18 protein-coding genes and 1 pseudogene are annotated in these 22,449 nt (G+C 68.9%); 8 read left to right on the top strand and 11 right to left on the bottom strand.

Translation table 11 applies throughout. The annotated features are described in order from the left end of the window. Positions 1-9: 9 nt before the first annotated feature. On the top strand, positions 10-1,272 hold the full coding sequence (locus tag J2X52_RS11330) for an HD-GYP domain-containing protein (RefSeq protein WP_310153121.1): 1,263 nt from the start codon (positions 10-12) through the stop codon (positions 1,270-1,272). Positions 1,273-1,299: 27 nt separating this feature from the next. On the opposite strand, the gene J2X52_RS11325 is transcribed toward J2X52_RS11330, so the two are convergent. Together J2X52_RS11325 and J2X52_RS11320 are read right to left on the bottom strand one after the other, a co-directional pair. Continuing rightward, positions 1,300-4,470 (bottom strand): efflux RND transporter permease subunit, encoded by a 3,171-nt coding sequence (locus J2X52_RS11325; RefSeq protein ID WP_310153120.1) that lies wholly within the window; start codon positions 4,468-4,470, stop codon positions 1,300-1,302. A 178-nt stretch (positions 4,471-4,648) separates the two neighbouring features. Then, the gene (locus J2X52_RS11320) at positions 4,649-5,800 is read right to left on the bottom strand and encodes an efflux RND transporter periplasmic adaptor subunit (RefSeq protein WP_310153118.1); all 1,152 of its coding nucleotides are present in this window, start codon (positions 5,798-5,800) and stop codon (positions 4,649-4,651) included. Positions 5,801-5,875: 75 nt separating this feature from the next. Here J2X52_RS11320 and J2X52_RS11315 point away from each other — a divergent pair, with 75 nt between their 5' ends. The 3 genes from J2X52_RS11315 (at position 5,876) to J2X52_RS11305 (ending at position 8,732) form a co-directional block, all read left to right on the top strand. After that, positions 5,876-6,553: a TetR/AcrR family transcriptional regulator gene (locus J2X52_RS11315; protein ID WP_310153115.1), complete on the top strand. Its 678-nt coding sequence runs from the start codon at positions 5,876-5,878 to the stop codon at positions 6,551-6,553. Positions 6,554-6,690: 137 nt separating this feature from the next. Next, positions 6,691-7,353, top strand: a complete 663-nt coding sequence (locus tag J2X52_RS11310) for a protein-L-isoaspartate O-methyltransferase (RefSeq protein WP_310153112.1) — start codon at positions 6,691-6,693, stop codon at positions 7,351-7,353. A 17-nt stretch (positions 7,354-7,370) separates the two neighbouring features. Beyond that, a complete protein-coding gene (locus tag J2X52_RS11305) occupies positions 7,371-8,732 on the top strand; it encodes a TolC family outer membrane protein (RefSeq protein WP_310153109.1) in 1,362 nt (453 codons plus the stop codon). Positions 8,733-8,745: 13 nt separating this feature from the next. Here J2X52_RS11305 and waaA read toward each other — a convergent pair whose 3' ends face one another. Then, the gene (waaA, locus tag J2X52_RS11300) at positions 8,746-10,086 is read right to left on the bottom strand and encodes a lipid IV(A) 3-deoxy-D-manno-octulosonic acid transferase (RefSeq protein ID WP_310153106.1); all 1,341 of its coding nucleotides are present in this window, start codon (positions 10,084-10,086) and stop codon (positions 8,746-8,748) included. 150 nt (positions 10,087-10,236) lie between these two features. On the opposite strand from waaA, the gene lpxL reads away from it, so the two are divergent. Continuing rightward, positions 10,237-11,151, top strand: a complete 915-nt coding sequence (gene lpxL, locus J2X52_RS11295; RefSeq protein WP_310153103.1) for an LpxL/LpxP family Kdo(2)-lipid IV(A) lauroyl/palmitoleoyl acyltransferase — start codon at positions 10,237-10,239, stop codon at positions 11,149-11,151. A 246-nt stretch (positions 11,152-11,397) separates the two neighbouring features. Here the strand turns inward: lpxL and J2X52_RS11290 are convergent, their stop codons facing one another. From J2X52_RS11290 to J2X52_RS11265, 6 genes are all read right to left on the bottom strand, one after another. Further along, complete coding sequence (locus J2X52_RS11290) at positions 11,398-12,753, bottom strand: O-antigen ligase (RefSeq protein ID WP_310153100.1); 1,356 nt, start codon at positions 12,751-12,753, stop codon at positions 11,398-11,400. Next, on the bottom strand, positions 12,728-13,849 hold the full coding sequence (locus J2X52_RS11285) for a glycosyltransferase (protein WP_310153098.1): 1,122 nt from the start codon (positions 13,847-13,849) through the stop codon (positions 12,728-12,730). Before J2X52_RS11285 ends, J2X52_RS11290 begins: the two co-directional genes overlap by 26 nt. A gap of 22 nt (positions 13,850-13,871) precedes the next feature. Further along, positions 13,872-14,063: a zinc-finger domain-containing protein gene (locus J2X52_RS11280; protein WP_159682038.1), complete on the bottom strand. Its 192-nt coding sequence runs from the start codon at positions 14,061-14,063 to the stop codon at positions 13,872-13,874. 59 nt (positions 14,064-14,122) lie between these two features. Continuing rightward, a complete protein-coding gene (locus tag J2X52_RS11275; RefSeq protein WP_310153092.1) occupies positions 14,123-14,803 on the bottom strand; it encodes a hypothetical protein in 681 nt (226 codons plus the stop codon). 75 nt (positions 14,804-14,878) lie between these two features. After that, positions 14,879-15,580 carry a YceI family protein gene (locus J2X52_RS11270; protein ID WP_310153089.1) on the bottom strand — a complete coding sequence of 234 codons (702 nt, stop codon included), beginning with the start codon at positions 15,578-15,580 and terminating at the stop codon, positions 14,879-14,881. A gap of 80 nt (positions 15,581-15,660) precedes the next feature. Further along, positions 15,661-16,248 carry a malonic semialdehyde reductase gene (locus J2X52_RS11265; RefSeq protein ID WP_310153086.1) on the bottom strand — a complete coding sequence of 196 codons (588 nt, stop codon included), beginning with the start codon at positions 16,246-16,248 and terminating at the stop codon, positions 15,661-15,663. A gap of 95 nt (positions 16,249-16,343) precedes the next feature. On the opposite strand from J2X52_RS11265, the gene J2X52_RS11260 reads away from it, so the two are divergent. Continuing rightward, a complete protein-coding gene (locus tag J2X52_RS11260; RefSeq protein ID WP_310153083.1) occupies positions 16,344-17,315 on the top strand; it encodes a mitochondrial fission ELM1 family protein in 972 nt (323 codons plus the stop codon). Between the two features lie 112 nt (positions 17,316-17,427). On the opposite strand, the gene J2X52_RS11255 is transcribed toward J2X52_RS11260, so the two are convergent. Further along, complete coding sequence (locus tag J2X52_RS11255; protein ID WP_310153080.1) at positions 17,428-18,102, bottom strand: phosphoglycolate phosphatase; 675 nt, start codon at positions 18,100-18,102, stop codon at positions 17,428-17,430. Positions 18,103-18,240: 138 nt separating this feature from the next. On the opposite strand from J2X52_RS11255, the gene J2X52_RS11250 reads away from it, so the two are divergent. After that, complete coding sequence (locus J2X52_RS11250; RefSeq protein WP_310153078.1) at positions 18,241-18,540, top strand: DUF2218 domain-containing protein; 300 nt, start codon at positions 18,241-18,243, stop codon at positions 18,538-18,540. Positions 18,541-18,583: 43 nt separating this feature from the next. On the opposite strand, the pseudogene J2X52_RS11245 reads toward J2X52_RS11250, so the two are convergent. Next, positions 18,584-20,216 (bottom strand): annotated as a pseudogene (locus J2X52_RS11245) (Na+/H+ antiporter). 132 nt (positions 20,217-20,348) lie between these two features. Between J2X52_RS11245 and J2X52_RS11240 the strand changes: the two are divergent. Continuing rightward, positions 20,349-22,367 (top strand): M3 family metallopeptidase, encoded by a 2,019-nt coding sequence (locus J2X52_RS11240; protein ID WP_310153075.1) that lies wholly within the window; start codon positions 20,349-20,351, stop codon positions 22,365-22,367. Positions 22,368-22,449 lie beyond the last annotated feature (82 nt).

Below are 22,449 nucleotides of genomic sequence, written 5' to 3'. Positions count from 1 at the left end.
CGCCGCCCGATGCATCGCACGATCCGCGCCGACCAGCTTCGCCCGGGCATGTACGTGCATCGCGTGCCGGGCTCCTGGCTGGATTCACCGTTCTGGCGGCGCTCGTTCGTTGCCGATACCGAGTCGATCGCCCGGATCCACGCCAATGGTGTGGGCGAGGTGGTGATCGACATCGTGCTGGGCATCGCCCCCGAGGAGCCCACGCCAGCCAGCGTTGCGGATACGGTCCGCGCACGCGAGGCGCTGCCTGTTGCGCACGCACTTCCAGCGACCCCATCGGCAGTCCCCGTCTCGGTGGAAGACGCTCCGCCCGCCACACCGATACATCCGACACCCGTCAGCTTCGAGGCCGAAGTCAGGAGCGCGCGCGAATTGCTGGCCTCCGGCCGGGCGTTGATGCAAGGCCTGTTCGGCGAGGCCCGCCTGGGGCGCGCGGTGGACACCGGAGTGACCACGCCGCTGATCGACGCGGTGTGCGACTCGGTACTGCGCAACCCGCACGCTCTGGTCAGTCTGGCGCGGCTGAAGACGGCCGACGATTACACCTACCTGCATTCGATGGCCGTGGCCGGCCTGCTGGCGTCACTGGCCCGTCGCCTGGGCCTGCCGGAGGATGCAGTGCATGCGGCGGCCAAGGGTGGCCTGCTGCACGACATGGGCAAGGCGGTGACACCGCTGCATATCCTCAACAAGCCGGGCAGCCTCAGCGATGCCGAAGCCGGCGCGATGCGCCAGCATCCCGAGGACGGTCATCGCCTGCTGCGCGAGAGCGGCGTCGACGACCCCGCCGTGCTGGACATCACCCTGCACCACCACGAGAAGATCGACGGCAGCGGCTACCCGCACGGCCTTCGCGGCGAGGGCATCTCGCAGATGGCGCGGATGGCGACGATATGCGATGTCTACGATGCGATCACCTCGGACCGGCCCTACAAGCGCGGCTGGTGTCCGGCCGAGTCGCTCAAGCGCATGGCGTCGTGGACCGGACATTTCGATCCGGTGATCTTCCAGGCCTTCGTCAAGAGCCTGGGCATCTATCCCGTGGGCACGCTGGTGCGCCTGCGGTCGCAGCACCTGGCGGTGGTGATCGAACAGGCGCCGGCAGCCTTGCTCAAGCCGCGCGTGCGGGTGTTCCACTGCGCGCGCCGGAAGGCGCGCGTGCTGATCCGGGACATCGACCTGTCGCTGGCCGGCTGCGACGACGGCATCGTGCAGTCGGAAGCGGCGAGCGACTGGGGCCTGCGGGATCTGGAGAAGCTCTGGCTACCCTGATCCTCGGCGCCTGCGCCTGCGCGCAGGTCACGCGGCCGGTGGCGTCTCGTCCTCGCGCACCTTGAACCAGGCCGCATACAGCGCCGGCAGGAAGGTCAGCGTCAGCAATGTGGCCACGGTGAGACCGCCCATGATCGCGACCGCCATCGGGCCGAAGAACACGCTGCGCGAGAGCGGAATCATCGCCAGGATCGCGGCGAGTGCGGTCAGCACGATCGGCCGGAACCGGCGCACCGTCGCATCGATCACCGCGTCCCAGCGCGCGTGACCGGCGGCGATGTCCTGCTCGATCTGGTCCACGAGGATGATCGAGTTGCGCATGATCATGCCGGCCAGCGCGATCGTGCCGAGCATCGCAACGAAGCCGAACGGCACGCGGAACACCAGCAGGAACAGGGTCACGCCGATCATGCCCAGCGGCGCCGTCAGCAGCACCAAGGCGGTACGGGAGAAGCTGCGCAGCTGCAGCATCAACAACGAAACCACGACGAACAGGAACAGGGGCAGGCCCGCCTTGATCGAATCCTGGCCCTTGCTGGAGTCTTCGACCGTGCCGCCGGTCTCGAGCCGGTACCCATCGGGCATCGACGCACGGATACCGTCGAGCGTGGGGAGGATCTGCGCGACCACCGTCGGTGCGGTGACGTCGCCATGGATGTCGGCGCGCACGGTGATCGTCGGCAGCCGGTCGCGGTGCCAGATGATGCCGTCCTCGAACGTCGACTCCAGCCGCGCGACCTGCCCCAGCGGCACCGACTGTCCGTTCGAGGTCGGAATGGCCAGGCTCTCCAGCATCTCGAGCTGGCCGCGTTCGTCGTCCGGGCCGCGCATGACGATGCCGATCAGTTCGTTGCCCTCGCGGTAGGTGCTGACCTGCAGACCCGACAGGGAACTCGACAGAAACTGCGCAAGATTCTGCGAACTCACGCCGAGCACGCGCGCGCGTTCCTGGTCGACGACCAGCCGCACGATGCGGGAGGGTTCGTCCCAGTCCAGATTGACGTTGGCGGCGTTCGGATTCGCCCGCACCTGTTCGGCGATCGCATCGGCAATGCTGCGTACGCGCTCGACGTGTTCGCCCGACACGCGCAGTTGCACCGGATAGCCCACCGGCGGCCCGGTCTCGAGTCGGGTCACGCGCAACTGCAGGTCCGGGAACAGCGGTGCCACCTCGTCGATCAGCCAGACGCGGACCTGCTCGCGCGCTTCGACATCGGCCGTGGTCACAACGAACTGGGCAAAGTTGGCCTGCGGTAATTGCTGGTCGAGCGGCAGATAGAACCGGGGCGAACCGGTCCCGACATAGACGACGCGGTTGTCGACGCCCTCGCGCGTCGCAAGCAGCGCGTCGAGCCACGCAGCCGCCGCCTCGGTCGCGCGCAAGGAACTGCCTTCGGCGAGTTCGACATCGACCATCAGTTCCAGGCGCGTCGAATCGGGGAAGAACTGCTGCGGCACGAAGCGGAACAGCAGCAACGACGCGACGAACAGCGCACCGGTCACGCCGATGACGATCCAGCGATGACGCAGCGACCAGTCCAGGAGCCCGCGGAAGCGCCGGTAGAACGGGCGCTGGTAGGGATCCTGGTCGTGCGCGTGCGGATCCCCGGGCGCCAGCGCAAACGCGAAGGCCGGACAGCGGTCTGCCGCCCGCGCGCGCGCGTCGCGCCAGCGCGCGGGCAACGAGCCGGGACGCGGCAGCTTGGGATTGGCGAGATCGGGCAGCATCTTCTCGCCGAGCAGCGGAATGAACAGCACCGCGGCGATCCACGACACCACCAGTGCGATCGTCACCACCTGGAACAGCGAACGCGTGTACTCGCCGGTACTCGACGCCGCAGTGGCGATCGGCAGGAAACCGGCCGCGGTGACCAGGGTGCCGGTCAGCATCGGGAACGCGGTATGTGTCCAGGCGTAACTCGCCGCCGCGAGCCGGCTGTCGCCCTGCTCCATGCGGATGGCCATCATCTCCACCGCGATGATCGCGTCGTCGACCATCAAGCCCAGCGCGAGTACCAGCGCGCCGAGCGAGATCTTGTGCAGGCCGATGTTGAACTGGTCCATCGCGATGAAGGTCATCGCCAGCACCAGCGGGATCGACACCGCGACCACGAGGCCCGTGCGGAAGCCCAGCGAGACGAAGCTCACCAGCAGCACGATGATTACCGCCTCGGCGAGCACCTTGACGAACTCGCCGACCGAGTCGCGCACCGCGCGCGGCTGGTCGGACACCTTGCGCAGCTCCATGCCGGCCGGCAGCGTCTCCTGCAGCCGCGCGAACTCGGTTTCCAGCTGCTTGCCGAGCCTGAGGATGTCGCCGCCGTCGTGCATCGCCACCGCGATGCCGATCGCGTCCTCGCCCATGAACCGCATGCGCGGCGCGGCGGGATCGGCAAACCCGCGTTCGACGGTCGCGATGTCGCCCAGACGCACGGTGCGGTCACCGGCGCGGATCGGGAAATCGCGGATCGCATCGACCGATTCGAACGCGCCGTCGACGCGGAGCTGCACCCGGGCACTGTCGGTCTCGAAGAAGCCCGCGGGCACCAACGCGTTCTGTTCCGACAACGCCTGCTGCACGGCGGCCATCGGAATGCCGAGCGTCGCCAGCCGCGTATTGCTGACCTCGATCCAGACCTTCTCATCCTGCAGGCCGACCAGTTCGACCTTGCCGACATCGCTGACCAGCTGCAGTTCGCGCTGGATACGGTCGGCGTAGTCCTTCTTGATCGCGTAGTCGAAACCCTCGCCGGTCAATGCGTAGATATTGCCGAAGGTGTCACCGAACTCATCGTTGAAGAACGGGCCGACGATGTCCTGCGGCAGCGACGGCCGCAGATCGGCGACCTTCTTGCGTACCTGGTACCAGAGATCGGGAATCTCGCTCGAGCGCATCGAATCGCGGGCAAAGAAGATCACCTGCGATTCGCCGGGCCGCGAGTACGAGCGCAGGAATTCGTAGTCGCCGGTTTCCATCAGCTTGCGCTCGATGCGCTCGGTGACCTGCTGCGACACCTGCTCGGCGGTCGCGCCCGGCCACTGGGTCTGGATGACCATCGCCTTGAAGGTGAAGGGCGGATCCTCGGACTGGCCGAGCCGGCCGTACGAGAAAATGCCGGCAATCGCGACGACCAGCATCACGTAGAGCACCAGCGTGCGGTTGCCGAGTGCCCATTCGGAGAGGTTGAAACGGGTCATGGGGAGGCCTGCGGTAGGAGCGCGCTCGCGCGCGATGTGGCGGTCCCGCAGAAGGCGTCGCGCGCAAGCGCGTTCCTACAAGGACGCCGCGGCGGGTACCCGTCCCCACCCTTCCGCCCCCGCAGGCAGGGGAGGTGTGATTGCCCCGAGCTGGACCGGCTTGCGAGGGCGGCATGCTTCATTTCACTGCTGCCGGCTTCACCGCCTGCAACTGCACAGGCCGGTTTTCCCGATCCACCGGCGTCACCCGTTGCCCTTCGCGCAGCAGATGGCCACCGGCCGCGACCACCAGCGCATCGGGCGCCAGGCCCGACAGCACCGGCACACTGCGCGCGCCATACGCTCCGGTCTCGACCGGCACCGAACGCAATATGCCTTCGGCGCGATCGACAACCCAGACCGCCTTTGCCCCATCCACGCCCGGCTGGATCGCGCTCAGCGGTATCTGCAGCGTTGTCTCCGGTGTTGCCGCGGCGAGATACACGCGTGCGCTCTGGCCAAGTTCGATGCCTTCAAGCGCGTCATCGGCGAGCGCCACGCGCGCGGCGTAGGTGCGCGCCTGCGGATCGGCGGCCGCAGCGATCTCGCGGATCGTGCCCGGCACGCGCACGCCCGGGCGATTCCACAGCTCGATCTGCGCCGGCTGGCCGATCGCGAACGCGGCGATGCGTGACTCCGGCAGGGCGATCGCGACTTCGCGGCCGTCGTCGCCGGCGAGCATGTAGATCGCCTGCCCGGCCGCGACCACCTGTCCGGCCTCGGCCTCACGGCTGGCGATGACGCCATCGCGCGGCGCGCGCAGCTGTGTATAGCCCGCTTGGTTGCCGGCGACATCGGCCTGCGCGCGCGCGGCGCGCAGCTGCGCCTGCGCAGCGGTATAGGCCGCGTCCTGGGCATCCATCTGCGAGCGGCTGATCAGCTGCTGGTCGACGAGTGCGGCGTAGCGCGCGCGATCGGTCCGGGTGCGGGCGTACTCGGCCTCGGCCGAAGCGACCTGCGCCTGGGCCGACTGCTGCTGCAATCGCAGGTCACCGGGATCGATCTCGGCCAGCACCTGGCCGCGGCGCACATGCGCGCCGGCATCGACATCTCGGCGGATCACCTGACCACCGACTTGGAACGCCAGCACGCTTTCCTCGCGGGCGCGAATCTCGCCGGCAAACGCCGATGCCCCGCTGTCGTCGCCCGAGGCGGGCGTCACCACGAACACCGGGCGCGGCGCGGGCTCGGCCGCGGCGCGGTCACCGCATCCCGCCAGAGCCAATGCGCAGGCGAGGAGCACCAGCGGCAGCGCCGGACGGGCGAGGGGAAGCAGGATCAGGCGGCGCATGGAGACCGTCCAGCAAGTGGGGATACGGATCCGTATCGTATATTTTCAGAACTGATTGGTATAGTATTCCATGCCATGTCCACCCGTCCCGCCAGCCCGCCCCCCGCTCCGGTGCCCGAGAAGGCAGCGCCGGGCCCTGGCCGCCCGAAGGATCTGGCCAAGCGCGCGGCGATTCTCGAAGCCGCGGAGCGCATGTTCCTGCAGCAGGGCTACGAAGGCGTCAGCATGGACCAGATCGCGGCCGAGGCCGGCGTGTCCAAGCTGACCGTGTACAGCCACTTCGGCGACAAGGACACCCTGTTCACCGAGGCCGCAGCGCGTTACTGCGAACAGCAGATGCCCGATTCGGTGTTCGAGCCGTCGCCGTCGACACCGCTGCGCCAGCGCCTGCTGGAAGTGGCCGAAGCCTTCTTCACGATGGTGTCCTCGCCCGAGGCCGTCGCCGGCCACCGTCTGTTGTGCACGCCGCAGATGGTCGAAAAGCGCTTGCCGCAGCGGTTCTGGAAGGGCGGTCCCGAACGCGTGCAGTCGTCGTTCGCGACGATGCTGCGGCGCCGTATCGAGACCGGCGATCTCGACATCGACGAGGCCCTGGTGCCGACCGCCGCGGCGCAGTTCTTCGTGCTGCTCAAGGGCGACCTGCACCAGCGCATGGTGTTCGACTGCGACGACGCCGGCAATTGCGCCGCGCAACGGCGCGCACACCTGGACGCCTCGGTCGACATGTTCCTGCGCGCCTACGGGCGTCGCTGACCGCTGTCACATGGGCCGCCCGCGTGCCGTCTGGGCCGGTGACTTCCGGCACTGCGTGGACAGCCCCACCCCCGCGATGATGAACCCGCGCCCGCACCGCTAGAATTGCGGGCTGGCGAACGAAGGAACCCGCAACAATGACGATCGACTACGCCAAGGCCCGTGTGGCGATGGTGGAACAACAGGTCCGGCCCTGGGACGTGCTCGATGCACGCGTGCTGGAGACGATTTCGCGCGTGCCGCGCGAGGCGTTCGTCGCCGAGCCGCGCCGCGCGCTGGCCTATGCCGACCTCGAACTCCCGCTCGGCCACGGCGAGCTGATGCTCAAGCCGGTCGTCGAGGGCCGTGCACTGCAGGCGCTGGCGCTGGAGCAGGGCGACGAGGTGCTGCAGATCGGCACCGGCAGCGGCTATCTCGCCGCGTGCATGGGCCATCTGGCCCGTGATGTCGTCAGCCTGGAACGCCACGACGATCTGGCCGATGCCGCACGCGGCCGTCTGCAGGCGCAAGGCATCACCAATGTCGACGTGGTGACCGCCGATGCGTTCGCCTGGAACACCGACCGCCGCTTCGACGCGATCTGCGTCTGTGGCGCGGTGGATGTGATTCCCGAGCGCTTCGTGCAGTGGCTGCGTCCCGGCGGCCGGATGTTCATCGTCCGCGGCCGTGCGCCCGCAATGGAAGCGGTGCTGGTCCACCGCGAAGGCGACGCTGTCAACGCGCCGCGCATCGAATCGTTGTTCGAGACCGGGCTCGCCTACCTCGCAGGCGCCGCGCCGGTGCCGCAGTTCACTCTCTGATCGTCCAAGGATCCTCCATGTTCCGCCGCCCCCTGTTCCTGTCGCTTGCACTCGCGCTGACGTCCAGCCCGCTGCTGGCCGCCGATCTCGTCCAGACCTACGAGCTGGCCCGCACCAATGATCCGACGCTGTCGATTGCCGAATCGCAGCGCCTGTCGACGAAGGAAGGCGCGGTCCAGGCGCGTGCAAACCTGCTGCCGCAGATCAACGGCAGCGCGCAGCTCAGCCAGGGTCGCGCGGCGGGATTTCCGGGCAGCGCCCGTTCCCGCACCTATAGTGTTGGCGCCAGTCAGACGCTGTTCGACTGGGGCCGGATCTCAACGCTGCGCTCGCAGCGCGCGCTGAGCACTGCGGCCGATTTCCAGCTCGATGCCGACAACGACGCGCTGATCACGCGCACCGCCGCGGCGTATTTCGACGTACTGGTCGCGACCGAGACGCTGGCCGCTGCCGAAGCCGCCGAAGCCGCGTTCAAGCGCCAGTTCGATTTCGCCGACAAGCGCCTCGAAGTGGGCCTGGCGCCGATCACCGACGTGCACGAGGCGCGCGCCCAGTACGACGGCGCCCGCGCGAACACGATCGTCCGCCGCAACGCGCTGCAGGATGCCTACCAGGCGCTGGCCGAGATCACCGGTTCGGAGATCCGTGACCTGCGCGGCCTGCCCGACGATTTCACCCCGCAGCTGCCGGAAGGCCGCGATGCGGAAGCCTGGGTCGCCACTGCGATCGAGCAGAACCCGCAGCTGCAGGCGTTGCGCTACCAGGTGACCGCGTCCGAGTACGGTGTGACCGCGGCGAAGTCCGGCCATCTGCCGACGCTAGACCTTGGCGGAAGCTACGGCAAGAACGCGAACTGGGGCAGGACGAACCAGCTGTCGGCAGAGCGCGAGAGCGAGACCAACAGCATCAACTTGACGCTGACGGTGCCGATTTTCAGCGGCGGCCGCACGCAATCACTGGTGCGCCAGTCCATCGCCCAGCGCGACATCGCTGGCGACCAGTACGAAGCCCAGCGCCGCGCCATCGAGCGCAATACCCGCAGCGCCTACCAGAACCTTGTCGCCGGCATCACCGAGGTCGAGGCACGCCGTCTCGCACTGGTGTCCGCCAACAGCGCCTACGAGGCCTCGCAGGTCGGCCTGGAAGTCGGTACGCGTACCGTGATCGACGTGTTGATCAACCAGCAGAACCTCTTTCAGGCACGTCAGGAATATGCCTTCGCCAAGTACAACTTCCTGCAGAGCCGCCTACTGCTCGAGCAGGCCGCGGGCACGCTGGACATCGGCAACCTGCAGGACGTGAACCGCCAGCTGACCGTCGACGTCAACAGTGTCGGCGCGTCCACCGGGACGGGTGCGGCCACGCCGCCGCCCCAGTAAGGATTCTTGGATTTCAGTTCGACGACGGCGCGGATCGCAGGATCCGCGCCGTTTTCGTATCCGGTACCGGCAGGTCCGGCTCGATCAGTGCCAGCGTGCGCGCCAGCGCGCCGCGGCCATTGGCGACGAGCGCACGCCCGGCCTCGGCCATCGCGCGTCGCGCGTCCGTATCGTCGAGCAAGGCGGCGATGTGGTCGTGCACCGCGTCCGCATCCGCGCCGATGCGCAGCGCGTCCGCGCGCCCCAGCTGCTTGGCGATGTCGGTGAAATTCTGCAGATGCGGACCGGTGACCACCGGCGTGCCGACCGCGGCCGGCTCGAGCAGGTTGTGGCCGCCGATGTCCTGCAGGCTGCCGCCGACGAAGGCGACATCGGCGCAGGCGAAGAACAGACCGAGTTCGCCGAGCGTGTCGAGCACGAAGACGCCGTCGCCGGCATCGGGCCAGGTGGTCAACGCGCGCGTCGCCACGCGCCAGCCGGCGTCGACACCCAGCTGCATCGCGCTGCGGAAGCGCTCGGGATGGCGCGGCGCCCAGATCAGCAGCAGGTCTGGCCAACGCGTGCGCAGCCGGCGATGGATGTCGATCACCGCCGCTTCCTCTTCGGGATGCGTGCTGGCGGCAATCCACACCGGGCGCGCGCCGGCGTGTCCGCGGAAGTCCGCAACCAGCCCGGCGATCTTCGCCTCGTCGGGGGTGATGTCGAATTTCAGGTTGCCGGTGTCGATCACCGCGTCACGCAGCGCGCCCAGTTTCACGAAGCGCTTGCCGTCGTCGGCGGACTGCGTCGCAACCCGACGCACCGTGCGCAGCGCGCGCGCCACCAGCGGCCGCAGCACACGATAGCCGCGCAGCGAACGCGCCGACAGCCGTGCGTTGACGATCACCGTGGGCACGCCGGCATCGCGGCAGCAGAACAGCAGGTTCGGCCACAGCTCGGTCTCCACGATCAGGCCGATCTGCGGGCGGAAATGGCGCAGGAATCGCCGCACCGCACCCGACAGGTCGTAGGGAAGATAGACGTGCTCCACACGATCACCCCACAGCGCGCACACGCGCTCCGAGCCGGTCGGGGTGATGGTGGTGACCAGCAGGCGACGCGCGGGATCGCGGGCGAGCAATGCATTGATCAGCGGCGCCGCCGCATTGACCTCGCCGACCGACACCGCGTGCACCCACACCGGCGCGGTCAGCGGCGGCGTGCGGTAGATGCCGTAGCGCTCGTCCCAGCGCAGCAGATAGGCCGACTGCCGGAACCCGCGCCAGATCAGGTGATAGACCGTGATCGGCGCAAGCACGACGAGCACGGCCGAATAGAGGCCGCGCAGCAGTCGTTCTGTGGTGTCGGCCGGCATCCGCACAGGATAGCGGATGCCATAGAGCCGGGATTCGGGATTCGAAAGCAGCTCGGCCACACCAGAAGGCGGACGCAGGCCTCGCTGTGCGGAATGCGTTGACCGATGACCAGCAGCCGGCCTGCGACGCACAGCTTCTACAATGACCTCATGTCGTCCGCCCCTCCTCTCCTTCCACGCCCGCCGCTCGCACCCCGCCATTGGCCCGCTTGGATCGGCATCGGCCTGATGGCGCTCGCTGCGCGGATTCCGTGGCCGCTGCAACGCGCGCTTGGTCGCGGTCTCGGCAACGCCTTGCGCATCGCGCTGGCGAGCCGTCGCCGCGTGGCCGCGCGCAATCTCGAACTGTGTTTTCCGGAGCTCGACGCTTCTGCACGCGACGCGCTGCTGCGTCGGCATTTCCATGCGCTGGGCATCGGCCTGTTCGAATTCGCGCGCGCCTGGTGGGGCTCGATCGCGCCGCTGCAGGGCGGGCTGATCATTGAAGGCGTCGAGCATGTGGAAGCCGCGCGCGCGGCGGGTCGTGGCGTGATCGTCGTGTCCGGTCACTTCACGACGCTCGAAGTCTGCGGCCGCCTGATGTGCGACTACATCCCGCTGGCCGGCATGTATCGCCCGCACACGCAGCCGGCAATGGAATGGGCGGTGCGCCGCGGACGTGCGCGCTACGCCACGGCGATGTTCCCCAAGCGCGACGTCCGCGGCGTGGTGCGACATCTCAAGCGCGGCGGTCTGCTGTGGTACGCGCCCGACCAGGATCCCAGCGGCGGCGATGCGGTCTACGTGCCGTTCTTCGGCCGTGCTGCGCACAGCCTGACTTCGACCCACTCGCTGGCGCGCCTGTCGGGGGCGGCGGTGGTGTTCTACCGGCATGTGCGGCGCGACGACGGCGGCTACACGCTGACGCTGTCTCCGGCGCCCGAACCCTATCCGACGACCGATGCGACCGCCGACACCGCGGCCGTCATCGCCGGCATCGAGAACATGGCGCGCGCGGCGCCCGACCAGTACCTGTGGATCCATCGGCGCTTCAAGCGCCAGCCCGATGGTGGATCGCTGTACTGAGGGGAGGCTCTCCTATTGGCACGCTGGTGCCTCGAAGCGCTTGCCTGATTCACTTGGGTCGCGCCCTGAGGTCGGGTCAGCTGTGCACGAGGCACCTCCCTCCGGGAGAGCGCCTGCCCCGGATCCGATCCGGGGGCGACGCGCGAATGCGTCGGATGAGGCGGGGGTTGCGCGGTCAGCTTCAGCGAACGCCCTCACTCGACCCCTCGCCCGGAGGGAGAGGGGCTCAACCCGCCGCGTGTGACGTCAGCGCAGCACACCATCCTGCGGCTGCACCGGTTCCACGCGCGCCAGCAGGCTGCCGGCATACAGGGCCGACAGCAGCAGGGTGAAGCCGCCCCAGAACGTCGAGTAGAACGCGAGATGCGTGTTGAGCGGGAACACGGTGACCGCGAGTGCGAGCATCGCCGGACGCGCCTGCTCGCGGGCTTCGGGCGAGGCGAAGCGCCAGGCGCGCCAGGCCATGGCCACGCCGGCCAGCCACATCAGCAGGCCAATGAGCCCCGTTTCGCTGCCGATCTCGAGCACGATCTGGTGGGCGTGGAAGGCGGGGCCGTCGCCCCAGGCGGCCATCTCGTCCGGACGCGGGTCGCACCCGGGAAAGGCTTCACGGAAGCCGCGGGCGCCGACGCCGTTGATTGGGTTCTCGCGGATCATGCACAGCGCGGCGTCCCAGATGCGGGCACGGCCCGACAGGGCGTTGTCGACATCGGCCTCGTCAGCCGACAGGCCTATCGCGGTGCGCTCGATACGCTCGCGGACCTGTGGCGAACTCACGGCTGCGACCACCGCAATGACGACACCGGCAGCGAACACCGCCAGCAGGCGGCGCCAGCCGAGCAGGCGCCAGCCCGACAGCAGCAGCACAAGCGCATAGGTCAGCCATGAGGCACGCGAACCGGCGAACAGCACGACGATGCCGATCGCCGCGCTCGAGATCACCCAGCCGCTCGCACCGAAGCGGCGACCGGCCCAGTACAGGCCGAATGGCGACAGGCTGGCCAGCACCACGCCGAGCTTGAGATTGCAGGGGCCGAGCACGCCGCCGAGACGGTCAGCGGCGGCGACCTGTTCGAGCGTGCACATGGGCCGGCTGCTGATCAGTTGCTTGACCTGGTCGATGCCGAAGAACAGCGGACTGCTGCCGAACACGACTTCGCACAGGCCGTCGATCGTCCACACCGCGACGATTACCGCCAGGCCACCGAGCGTGATGCGCCGACCGCGGCGTGTCGCGACTGCGGACGCCACCAGCCACAGGAACGGGAGATAGCGCAGATCGACCAGTGCCTCGCGCAGTGCGCGTCCGACATCGACCGAGTCCACTGCCGAGATCAGCTGCGGCAGCCAGTAGGCGAAGAACAGCACGCTGGTCAGCGCCCACGCGGGCGCGCTGAGCAATGCAGCACCGCCGCGGAAACGCGCGGCAACCAGATGGATGATCGCGGCCAGCGCGCCGAGCACCATCACGCCTTCGGCATAGCCGGGCGCGGGCCACAGGATCACGAATGCCAGCACCCAGTGCGGCGCCCAGCGCCAGCCGACGGGACGCGGCGCACGGGCGCCGGTCGCGGTTTCAGTTGTCGTCGTCGAACTCGTCATAGACCGCGAGGGTCGCCTCCTGCATCGCACGCAGCGTGTCGGGCATCGTACCGGCTCGCGCCGGCGCTCGCGTGACCAGCGCGCGGGCGGCGTGCGCCAGCGCGGCGCGATCGAACGGCGCCACCGCGCCTTCGGGCTGCAGGTGTGCGAGCAGTTCGCCGACCCCGCCATGCGCCCAGCCGACGACCGGACGCGCGCAGGAGAGCGCTTCGAGCACGGTACGACCGAAGGCCTCCGGCTTGCGCGAGAGCTGCAGCACCAGATCGCTGGCCGCGTAGGCCTGCGCGATCGCATCGGTGGGCGCGGTCATCGCCAGCGCGTCGCCGCAGCCCAGCGCCTGGGCTTCACGTTCGAGTTCGGCGACGTAGGTTTCGCGTCCGGATTCGCGCGCGCCCGGCATCCACAGGCGCGCATCGAGACCGCCGGCGCGCAGGTCGGCCAGCAGCGCGATCGCATCGTGATGGCCTTTCAGCCGCGTGCCGCGTCCCGGCAACAGCAGCAGCGGACCATCACCGTCGAGCGCGGGCCAACGCGCAGCGACATCGGCGCGCGCAGCGGGATTCGGCTGCGGTGTGGCCGGGAATTTGGTCGGGTCGATGCCGCGCGGAATCACCCGCAGGCGCGCCCGCGGCGTCGCTTGGTAGTGCTGCAGCAGATAGTCGCGCACGGTGTCCGATACGCAGATCACCCGCTCGCCGCGCGCCATGATCGCGCTGTAGCGCGACGGCGAATTGAGCCCGTGCATGGTGGTGACGAAATGCGGACGGCGCGCATCGGGCATGCCGCGCAGGGCACACCAGCCGATCCAGGCCGGCAGTCGCGAGCGGGCATGCACGATGTCGGCGCCGGACTCGGCGAACAGGCGGCGCAGAGCGCGCACGTGACGCAACACCCGGAGCGATTTCGCACCGATGTCGAGCGTGATGTGGGTCGCGCCGGTCGCTTCCAGCGCAGGCACGAGGCGCCCGCCGGCAGAGACGACGATCGCGCGGTGGCCGGCATCGACCAGCGCCTGCGCGATCTCGATCGTGGAACGCTCGACGCCGCCCGACGACAACGCCGGCAGCAACTGGATGACGGTCAGCGGTCGACGCATGCGGGCGCGCAGCGCGCCGAGTTCAGTCGACGAGGACGAAATGCGCGCCGCAGTACGGGCAGTCGGATTCGCCGTTCTCGGCTTCGATCGGCAGGTAGACGCGCGGATGCGAGTTCCACAGCGCCATCGACGGCAGCGGGCAGCTAAGCGGCAGGTCGGCACGGCGCACTTCGTAGCGCTGGGCGGCGTTGGCTTGCGTCGGGGCTGCGGTCATGACGGCGGGTTTCATCGGCGTGGAGGCCGCCATTCTACCGCGCGGCCGTGCAGGCGGGCTCAGCCCGGCAGAGTGATCAGCAGCAGTTCGGCTCCATCGGGCGTGGCGACAAGATCGGCGGTGATGGCTTCGTCGTGCACGCCGAGCGCATCGCCGGCCGCCAGCGTGTGGTCGGCAACGGCCGCGCTGCCGTGCAGGACCTGCAGCCAGTGCCGCTGCGTGGCCTCGAGCGTCACGTCCAGGCGCGCGCCCGGCGCCAGTCGCGCATGGCGCAACCAAGCCTGCTGACGGATCGGCAGTCTGTCTTCAGCACCTTCGGGCGCGGCCAGCAACATCCAGCGGTCTACGCCGGCAGCGCGTGTGATCCCGGCGGCGGGCGGCAGATTGACGCGGTCCGGCTGGATCGCGATGCGCAGCACGCGCGCGCCTTCGGCGCCCGCGGTTTCGACCGGCGTGTCGCTGGCATGACCGGCGCCGGTCCACGCCAGGGCGCCGGCATCGAGCGCGACGCCATCGCGGACCAGCGTGCCGTCGAGCACCAGCGTCAGCAGCTCCATGTTCGCCACGCGCTGCGTCGGCACTGTCGCGCCCGGCAGCAGGTGATCTTCGTTGAGCTGGCGCAGCGCGCCGAAGCCGAGCCAGTCGGGATCGTGGAAATCGCCGCTGGAGAACGTGCACAGGCGCGTGCGCGCGCCGTGCGTGGTGCGGCCGCGCTGGTCGGCAGGACGATGGACTTTCATGACGGCGGATCCGGGACGCGGAAACGAAAACGCCGGCGCAGGAAGACCCGTGCGCCGGCGTCGTGACGCGGAATCTTACTGCGCGGCGGGGGCAGCCGGCGCAGCGCCTTCGGCGACGACGGCTTCGGTAGTGATGCGCAGTTCGACTTCGTCGCTGACATTCGGCGCATACGCGCCCACGCCGAAATCGCTGCGCTTGATCTGCGCGACCGCATCGAAACCGGCGGCGGCGCGCTTGGCCATCGGCTGCTCGCCGAACTTGTTGATGGTCACGTCGAGCACCACCGGCCGGGTGATGTCCTTGATCGTCAGGTCACCGGTGACCTTGAGCTGGTTGGTGCCGGCGCTTTCGACCGACGTGCTCTTGAAGGTGGCATTCGGGAACCTGGCCGCGTCGAAGAAATCGGCGCTGCGCAGGTGATCGTCGAAATCACCGACATGCGAGTTCAGGCCCGACAGCGGCAGCGTGACTTCGACCGACGAGGCGCCGACGTTCTCGGCGTCGTAGACGATCTGGCCCGACACTTCACCGAAGTGCGCGATCGGATTGGAGAAGCCGAAGTGGCTCCACTGCGCGATCACGTCGGTGTGCTGGGGGTCGAGCACATAGGTGCCGGACACGCCGGCGACGGCTTCCGCGGTGGGCGCGGTTTCGGCGGTCGCTTCGGACGCCGGCTGCGCAGACGCAGCGGGCGCCGCGGGCGTGGGGTCCTGCTGGGCGCAGGCGGCGAGGGCAAGCGCGGCGGCGAGCGGGAGCAACAAATGGACGGTACGCATGGGTGGAATCCTCAGAGCAGTGGGCGGGAAACCGCGCGGCCGGCAAGCCGCCGCGCGATGGAACAAGACGGACGTACGCCTCAGACGATGCGCGCGGCTTCGTCGAACGGCAGGCGCGGCGAACGCGGGAAGATCGTCGACGGATCGCCAGTGCCCAGATTGACCAGGAAGTTCGACTTGATCGCGGTGCCGGCGAAGAACGCCGCGTCGACCTTGGCATTGTCGAAGCCCGACATCGCACCGGTATCGAGGCCCAGCGCGCGTGCGGCCAGGATCAGATACGCGCCCTGCAGGCTGCCGTTGCGGAACGCCGGCACTTCGCGGTTCTCGCGCGGGCCGTCGAACCAGCTCTTGGCATCGGTGTGCGGGAACAGGAACGGCAGCTTCTCGTGGAAGTCCTCGTCGTGGGCCACGATCACCGTCACCGGCGCGGACATCGTTTTCTCGTAGTTGCCTTCGCTCAATGCCGGACCGAGCTTCGCCTTGCCCTCGGCCGACTTCACGAACACGAAACGCGCAGGCGACGAATTGGCCGACGTCGGGGCGAACTTCAGCAGGTCGTAGAGCTGGCGCAGCGTGTCGTCGCTGATGTCGCCGCTGAATCCGTTGTAGGTGCGGGCGGTGCGGAACAGTTGGTCGAGCGCGGTATCGGGCAGGACATCGGTCATCGGGCAACCTCGGATCGGATGGGCCAAACAGGCCGCAGTGTAGAGTCCTGCGGCGGCGCGACGCGTGCGCCGGCGCAGAACGGATGATCACATACGTGGAACGTCGACCAGGCCAAACGCGGGATTACGGACGGATCTGGGCGCTCAGCGACGGGCGCGCCGGCAACGCACGCCAGGCCGAGGCACTGGCGGGCGCGTTGTCGTCGCATTCCGAAATCCTGCATCTGGATGCCCGCGCGCCGTGGCGCTGGGCCGCGCCGCGGCGTCTGCCCGGCGCAGGCCAGGCCTTCGGCGACGCCTACGCCGCGCGCCTCGACACGGCCCCGGACATCGCGATCGGCTGCGGCCGACAGGCGGCGCTCGCGACCCGTCTGGCCGGTCGACGCGGCGCACGCACGGTGCAGATCCTCGATCCGCGCATCGATCCGCGACACTGGGATCTCGTCGTCGTGCCCGAACACGACGCCCTGCGTGGTGACAACGTGCTGGTCGCACGCGGCAGCCTGCACCCGGTCGACGACGTGTGGCTGGCGAGCGCGCGCGAGGCGCATCCGGCGCTCGGCGCCCTGCCCGGCCCGCGCATCGCGGTGCTGCTCGGCGGCGATTCGCGGCACGGGCGTTTCGACGTCGCCGCGTTCGACGCGCTCGCCGATCGGCTCGACGCGATCCTCGCGTGCGAGGGCGGCAGCCTGCTGCTGACCGGTTCGCGGCGCACATCGCCAGGCGTGCGTGATGCGTTGCGCGCGCGCTATGCGGGACATGCCGGCTGCGTGTGGGCGGACGCGCGTGACGGCGCGAATCCGTATGCCGGGATGCTCGGCTGGGCCGACCGCATCGTGTGTTCGTCGGACTCGGTCAACATGCTCTCCGAGGCCTGCGCGACACGCGCACCGGTGTTCGTGTTCGCGCCCGGGCCACTCGAGGGCGCTCCGCAGCGCTTCGTCGATGGACTGTTCGCCGAGGGACGCGCCCGGCAATTCGAGGACACGCTGTCTGCGTTCGACGTCACGCCTTTGCGCGAAACCGCGCGGATCGCAGCCGAGATACGGGCGCGGCTGGGGCTTTGACACCCGCCGCGATTGCGGCAGGTGCTTGGGCAGGAGCGCGCTTGCGCGCGATGCGGCGATCACGCAACCGGCCATCGCGCGCAAGCGCGCGCCTACAAAAGCGCAGGCGCCGTCAGCGCAGTTCGAGCAGCTGGTCGAACCGATCGATCACTGCACGCGCACCGCAGCCATGCAGATCGAAATCGCGCCGGTAGCCATAGCTCACCAGCACCAGCGGCGCGCCGGCCGCAATCGCCGCGCCGGCATCGGCGGCCGAATCGCCAACCATCAGGCACTGTGCGATATCGACGCCGAATCCCTCGGCCAGATGCAAGAGCGGCAGCGGATGCGGCTTGCGCTCGGGCAGGTCGCCGGCGCCGAGCACCGCGTCGAAATAGCCGTCGATGCCCAGAGCATCGAGCAGCGGCGGCACGAACTGCGCGGGCTTGTTGGTGCACACGGCCATGCGGACGCCGGCGGCCTGCAGCGCCTGCAGCGTCGATTCCACCCCGGGATACACCTGCGGATCGAGCAGCAGGCAGTCTTCGTAATGACGCAGGAAGCGCGGCATCACCGCATCGACCGTCTGCGTCTCGCCGGCGTGCTGCAGCGCCGAGGTGATCAGCTGGCGGGCGCCGTCGCCGATCCAGCTGCGCACCGTGGCTTCGTCGACCTGCGCATGGCCGAGCTCGGCCAGCAGGCGGTTGACCGCCTCGGCGATATCGGAGGCGCTGTCGACCAGGGTGCCGTCGAGATCGAACAGCACGACCGGCCAGGGGAACGCGCGCGGCGCGGCGGAATCGGCCATGGAACACCTGCGTGAAAACGGGTCGCCCAGTGTGCGGCATTCCGGTTGCAACGCTGCGTCGGCGCGGCGGGGTTCACGAGGCGCGGCCGCGCGCCTATGCTCGCGACCGCGGCGACGCGCCGCTCGCAGGAGCCCCCCATGTCGATCACCACCACCGCGACCACCACCTCCAACGATGCCCCGCGCCTGCTGCGCACGCTGTGCAACCACTGGCGGCACAAGTTCGAGATCACCCGCGACGACGAAGGCGGACACGCCTTCATCCCGTTCCAGGGCGAGGAGAACGGTGCTGACTTCTTCGTCGAGGACGACACGCTGCGCATCGTGCTGACCCAGCCCACGGCCGACGACAGCGAGCGCTACCAGCAGGTCATCGAGAACCATCTGCAGCGCTTCGCGCGCGACGAGACCTTGGCCTTCGACTGGCAGCCGGGTTGAGTGTGCTTTGAAGCCTTCCCTCGCATGCGAGGGAAGGCTCGACCTACCGGTACCGCGCCTCCATCAGATCCAGGTCGCGTACCAGCTTGCGGGCAACTTCGTCTGAAATTTCCCGGTGCCGCGCGAGTGCATAGATCCGTTCGCGCTCGGCATGCACACCGGCCAGGCGCAGCGCGCGCTCGGCTTCGTCGGCGCGGCGCAGTTCGGCGGCCTCCACGCCCAGCGTGCCCTCGCGGCGCAGGCGCTCCTCGTACAGGGCCATGACCCGGACCGCGGCGCTGGCATAGAGATCGGGGTTGGCCTGTGCGGCCGGCAGGCCGTGCTGGGCACGCTCCACCGCGGCCACCGCCGCGACCGCCGCCTCGTGACGCGCCCGGTCGAGTTCGCGGTCATCCTCGTCTGCCTCGGGCACTTCCAGGCCGCGCAGCAGGCGCGGCAGCACGAAACTGCCGAGCAGCAGCGAGAGGATGATCACCGCGGCGGCGAGAAAGATCGCCAGGTCCCGGGTGGGGAACGGGGTGCCGTCATGGAGCACGAGCGGGAGCGTCAGCACACCGGCCAACGTGATCGCGCCGCGCACGCCGGCCAGCGACATCGCGGCCACCAGACGCAGGCGCGGTCGGGTGTCATGGCGGCCGCTGCGATACAGCCCGATCCGCAGCGACACCCAGACCCAGGCGAAGCGCAGCGCGAACAGGCCGCCGTAGATCACGAAGACGAACACCGCCAGCCACCACGGATCGACATGCCCGGCCTCGCGCACCGATTGCACCGCGCGCTCGACGATCCACGGCAACTGCTCGCCCAGCAGCACGAAGATGATGCCGTTGAGCGAAAACTGCACCGTGTCCCAGACCGCGGCGCGCTGCACGCGCGTGGTCGCCAGCGCACGGCCGCTGAGTTCGACGTAGCTCATCGTCACGCCGGCCGCGACCGCGGCAAGGATGCCCGAGGCGCCGATCTGCTCGGCCAGCAGATAGGCGCCGAACGGGGTCAGCAGGCTGATCAGGATCGGCGTGCCGGCCTCCTCGCCGAACACGCGCGAAACCAGCGCGTGGCCGCGGTTGACGCCGATCGTGAGCAGCGCGCCGACCGCGATGCCCGCCAGCGCCAGCCACAGGTAAGGTCAGCGAGGCCGACACCAGAGAAAATGTGCCGGTCAGCGCCGCGGCCACCGCGAAGCGGAAACACACAAGACCGGACGCGTCGTTGAGCAACGATTCGCCTTCGAGGATGTGCATGACCCGCTTGGGAATCGGCGCGCGCGCGGCGATCGACGACACTGCCACCGGATCGGTCGGCGACAGGATCGCGGCGAGCGCGAATGCGACCGCCAGCGGCATCACCGGGATCATCCAGTGGATCAGCAGGCCCGCACCGATCACCGTGAACACCACCAGTCCCAACGCCAGCTGCAGGATTAGCCCGCGATCGCGGAACAGGCCACTTTTGGGAATGCGCCAGCCGTCGAGGAACAGCAGCGGCGGCAGGAACAACACGAAGAACAGGTGCGGATCGAGGGTCACGCCCTGGCCGAACACCCCGGCGATCGTCGCCCCCAGCGCAATCTGCACCAGCGGCAGGGGCAGTGGCAGCCAGCGCGGCAGCACCCGGGTCAGATAGCCGCTGGCGACCACGGCCAGCAGCATCACCAGGACGACTTCGATCGAATGCATGCGGCGCGGGCACGGCGGAAAGACGAGACCGCCACGATAGCGCCGAAGCCGCGCCACAGTGCGCCCGCACACGGGCCATGCATACGCCCGCGCCTAGAATCGGCTTCCCTTCTCCGCTGGATGGCTCGCACGATGGACAACCCGCTGCTCGATCAATCCGGCCTGCCGCGCTTCGACGAGATCGAACCGACCCATGTGCAGCCTGCGATCGATGCCCTGGTTGCGGAGGCGGAGGCCGCCCTGGCGCTGGCGGGCCGGGCGCAGCCCGTGACTTGGCGCAGCGTGTTGGCGCCGCTGGAAGATGCGACCGAGCGCCTGGCCCGGGCGTGGAATCAGGTGGGTCACCTCAACGCGGTGGTCAACACGCCGGCGATGCGCGAGGCCTACAACGCGGCGCTGCCGAAGGTCACCGGCTTCTTCAGCGCCCTCGGGCAAGACCAGGCGCTGTTCGCCGCCTACCAGGCACTGTCCGACCAGGCCGATGCGCTGGGGCTGGACGCGCTGCAGCGCCGCGTGCTCGCCCACGCATTGCGCGATTTCCGGCTCGGCGGCGCCGCACTGGCGGATGCCGAGCGCGCGCGGTTTTCGGAGATCCAGCAGGTACTGGCGAAGCTGTCATCCGAGTTCTCCGAGCATGTGCTGGATGCGACGGACGCGTTCGCGGTGTACGTGGAGGACCTGGCCGAACTCGACGGGCTACCCGAAGAAACCCTGGCAGCCGCGCGCGCGGCGGCCGAACGCGACGAGCGGCCTGGCTGGAAGCTCACCCTGCAGATGCCGTGCTATCTGCCGATCCAGACCTACGCGACCAACCGGGCGCTGCGCGAGCGCTTCTATCGTGCCTACGGCCTGCGCGCGTCCGAGTCCGGTCCTCAAGAGCTCGACAACGGACCGCTGATCGCCCGCATCCTCGCTTTGCGCGAGGAAAAAGCGCGCCTGCTGGGCCACGCGAACTACGCCGAACTCTCGCTCGCGACCAAGATGGCCACCGCGCCCGATGCGGTGCTGGCGTTCCTGCGCGATCTCGCCGCGCGTGCGCGCCCGCATGCCGAAGAGGATCGCGAAGCGCTGGCGACATTCGCGCGCGAGCAGCTCGGCATCCCCACGCTCGAACCCTGGGACATGTCCTTCGCCAGCGATCGCCTGCGCCAAGCGCGTTACGACTACTCGGCACAGGCAGTGAAGCGCTACTTCATCGAAGACCGCGTGCTGGCCGGGCTGTTCGACGTCATCCAGTCGCTGTACGGCCTGCGTGTCGAACCCGACACGGCCCCGGTGTGGCACGAGGACGCGCGCTTCTACCGCCTGACCGATGCCGACGGCGCGCTGGTCGGGCAGTTCTATCTCGATCTCTACGCCCGCGAAGGCAAGCGCGGCGGCGCGTGGATGGACGATTGCCGCAACCGCCGCGCGACCGCTGACGGCGTGCAGACGCCGCTGGTCTATCTGGTCTGCAATTTCGGCCGCGGCACCGGCGGCCGCCCGGCCACGTTCACCCATGGCGAAGTCACCACGCTGTTCCACGAGATGGGCCACGGCCTGCACCAGTTGCTGACCCAGGTCGACACCTTGCCGATCGCCGGCATCAACGGCGTGGAATGGGACGCGGTGGAACTGCCGAGCCAGTTCATGGAGAACTTCTGCTGGGAATGGGAGCGCGTACAGGCGATGACCGCGCATGTCGACACCGGCGAGCCGCTGCCACGCGAACTCTTCGACCGCATGCTCGCCGCGCGCAATTTCCAGAGCGGCCTGCAGACACTGCGGCAGATCGAGTTTTCCCTGTTCGACATGCTGCTGCATTCGGACTTCGACGCCAGCCGGGACGAGGTGCAGGCCCTGCTCGCGCGCGTACGTGATGAAGTCGCGGTGACCCGCATTCCCGACTGGCACCGCTTCCCCAACCAGTTCAGCCACATCTTCGCCGGCGGCTATGCGGCCGGCTACTACAGCTACAAGTGGGCTGAAGTGCTCAGCGCCGACGCCTACGGCGCGTTCGAAGAAATGCCCGACTCGCTTTCGGAGACCGGCCGCCGCTTCCGCGACGAGGTGCTGTCGCGCGGCGGCAGCCGCGATGCGATCGAGAACTTCCGCGCGTTCCGCGGCCGCGATCCGGATATCGCGGCGCTATTGCGGCATAGCGGCATGTAAATCCCTTCCCGCCTCTCTCGTTGGGAGAGGGGAGGACCACCTGCAAAGCAGGTGGTGGGGTGAGGGAATGACGTTCGCGGCA

Origin of the sequence: Luteimonas sp. 3794, assembly GCF_031456825.1 — a bacterium.
Classification (GTDB): Bacteria; Pseudomonadota; Gammaproteobacteria; order Xanthomonadales; family Xanthomonadaceae; genus Luteimonas.
The sequence above is the reverse complement of the archived record's forward strand: the minus strand, read 5'-3'. Positions and strand labels throughout refer to the sequence as shown.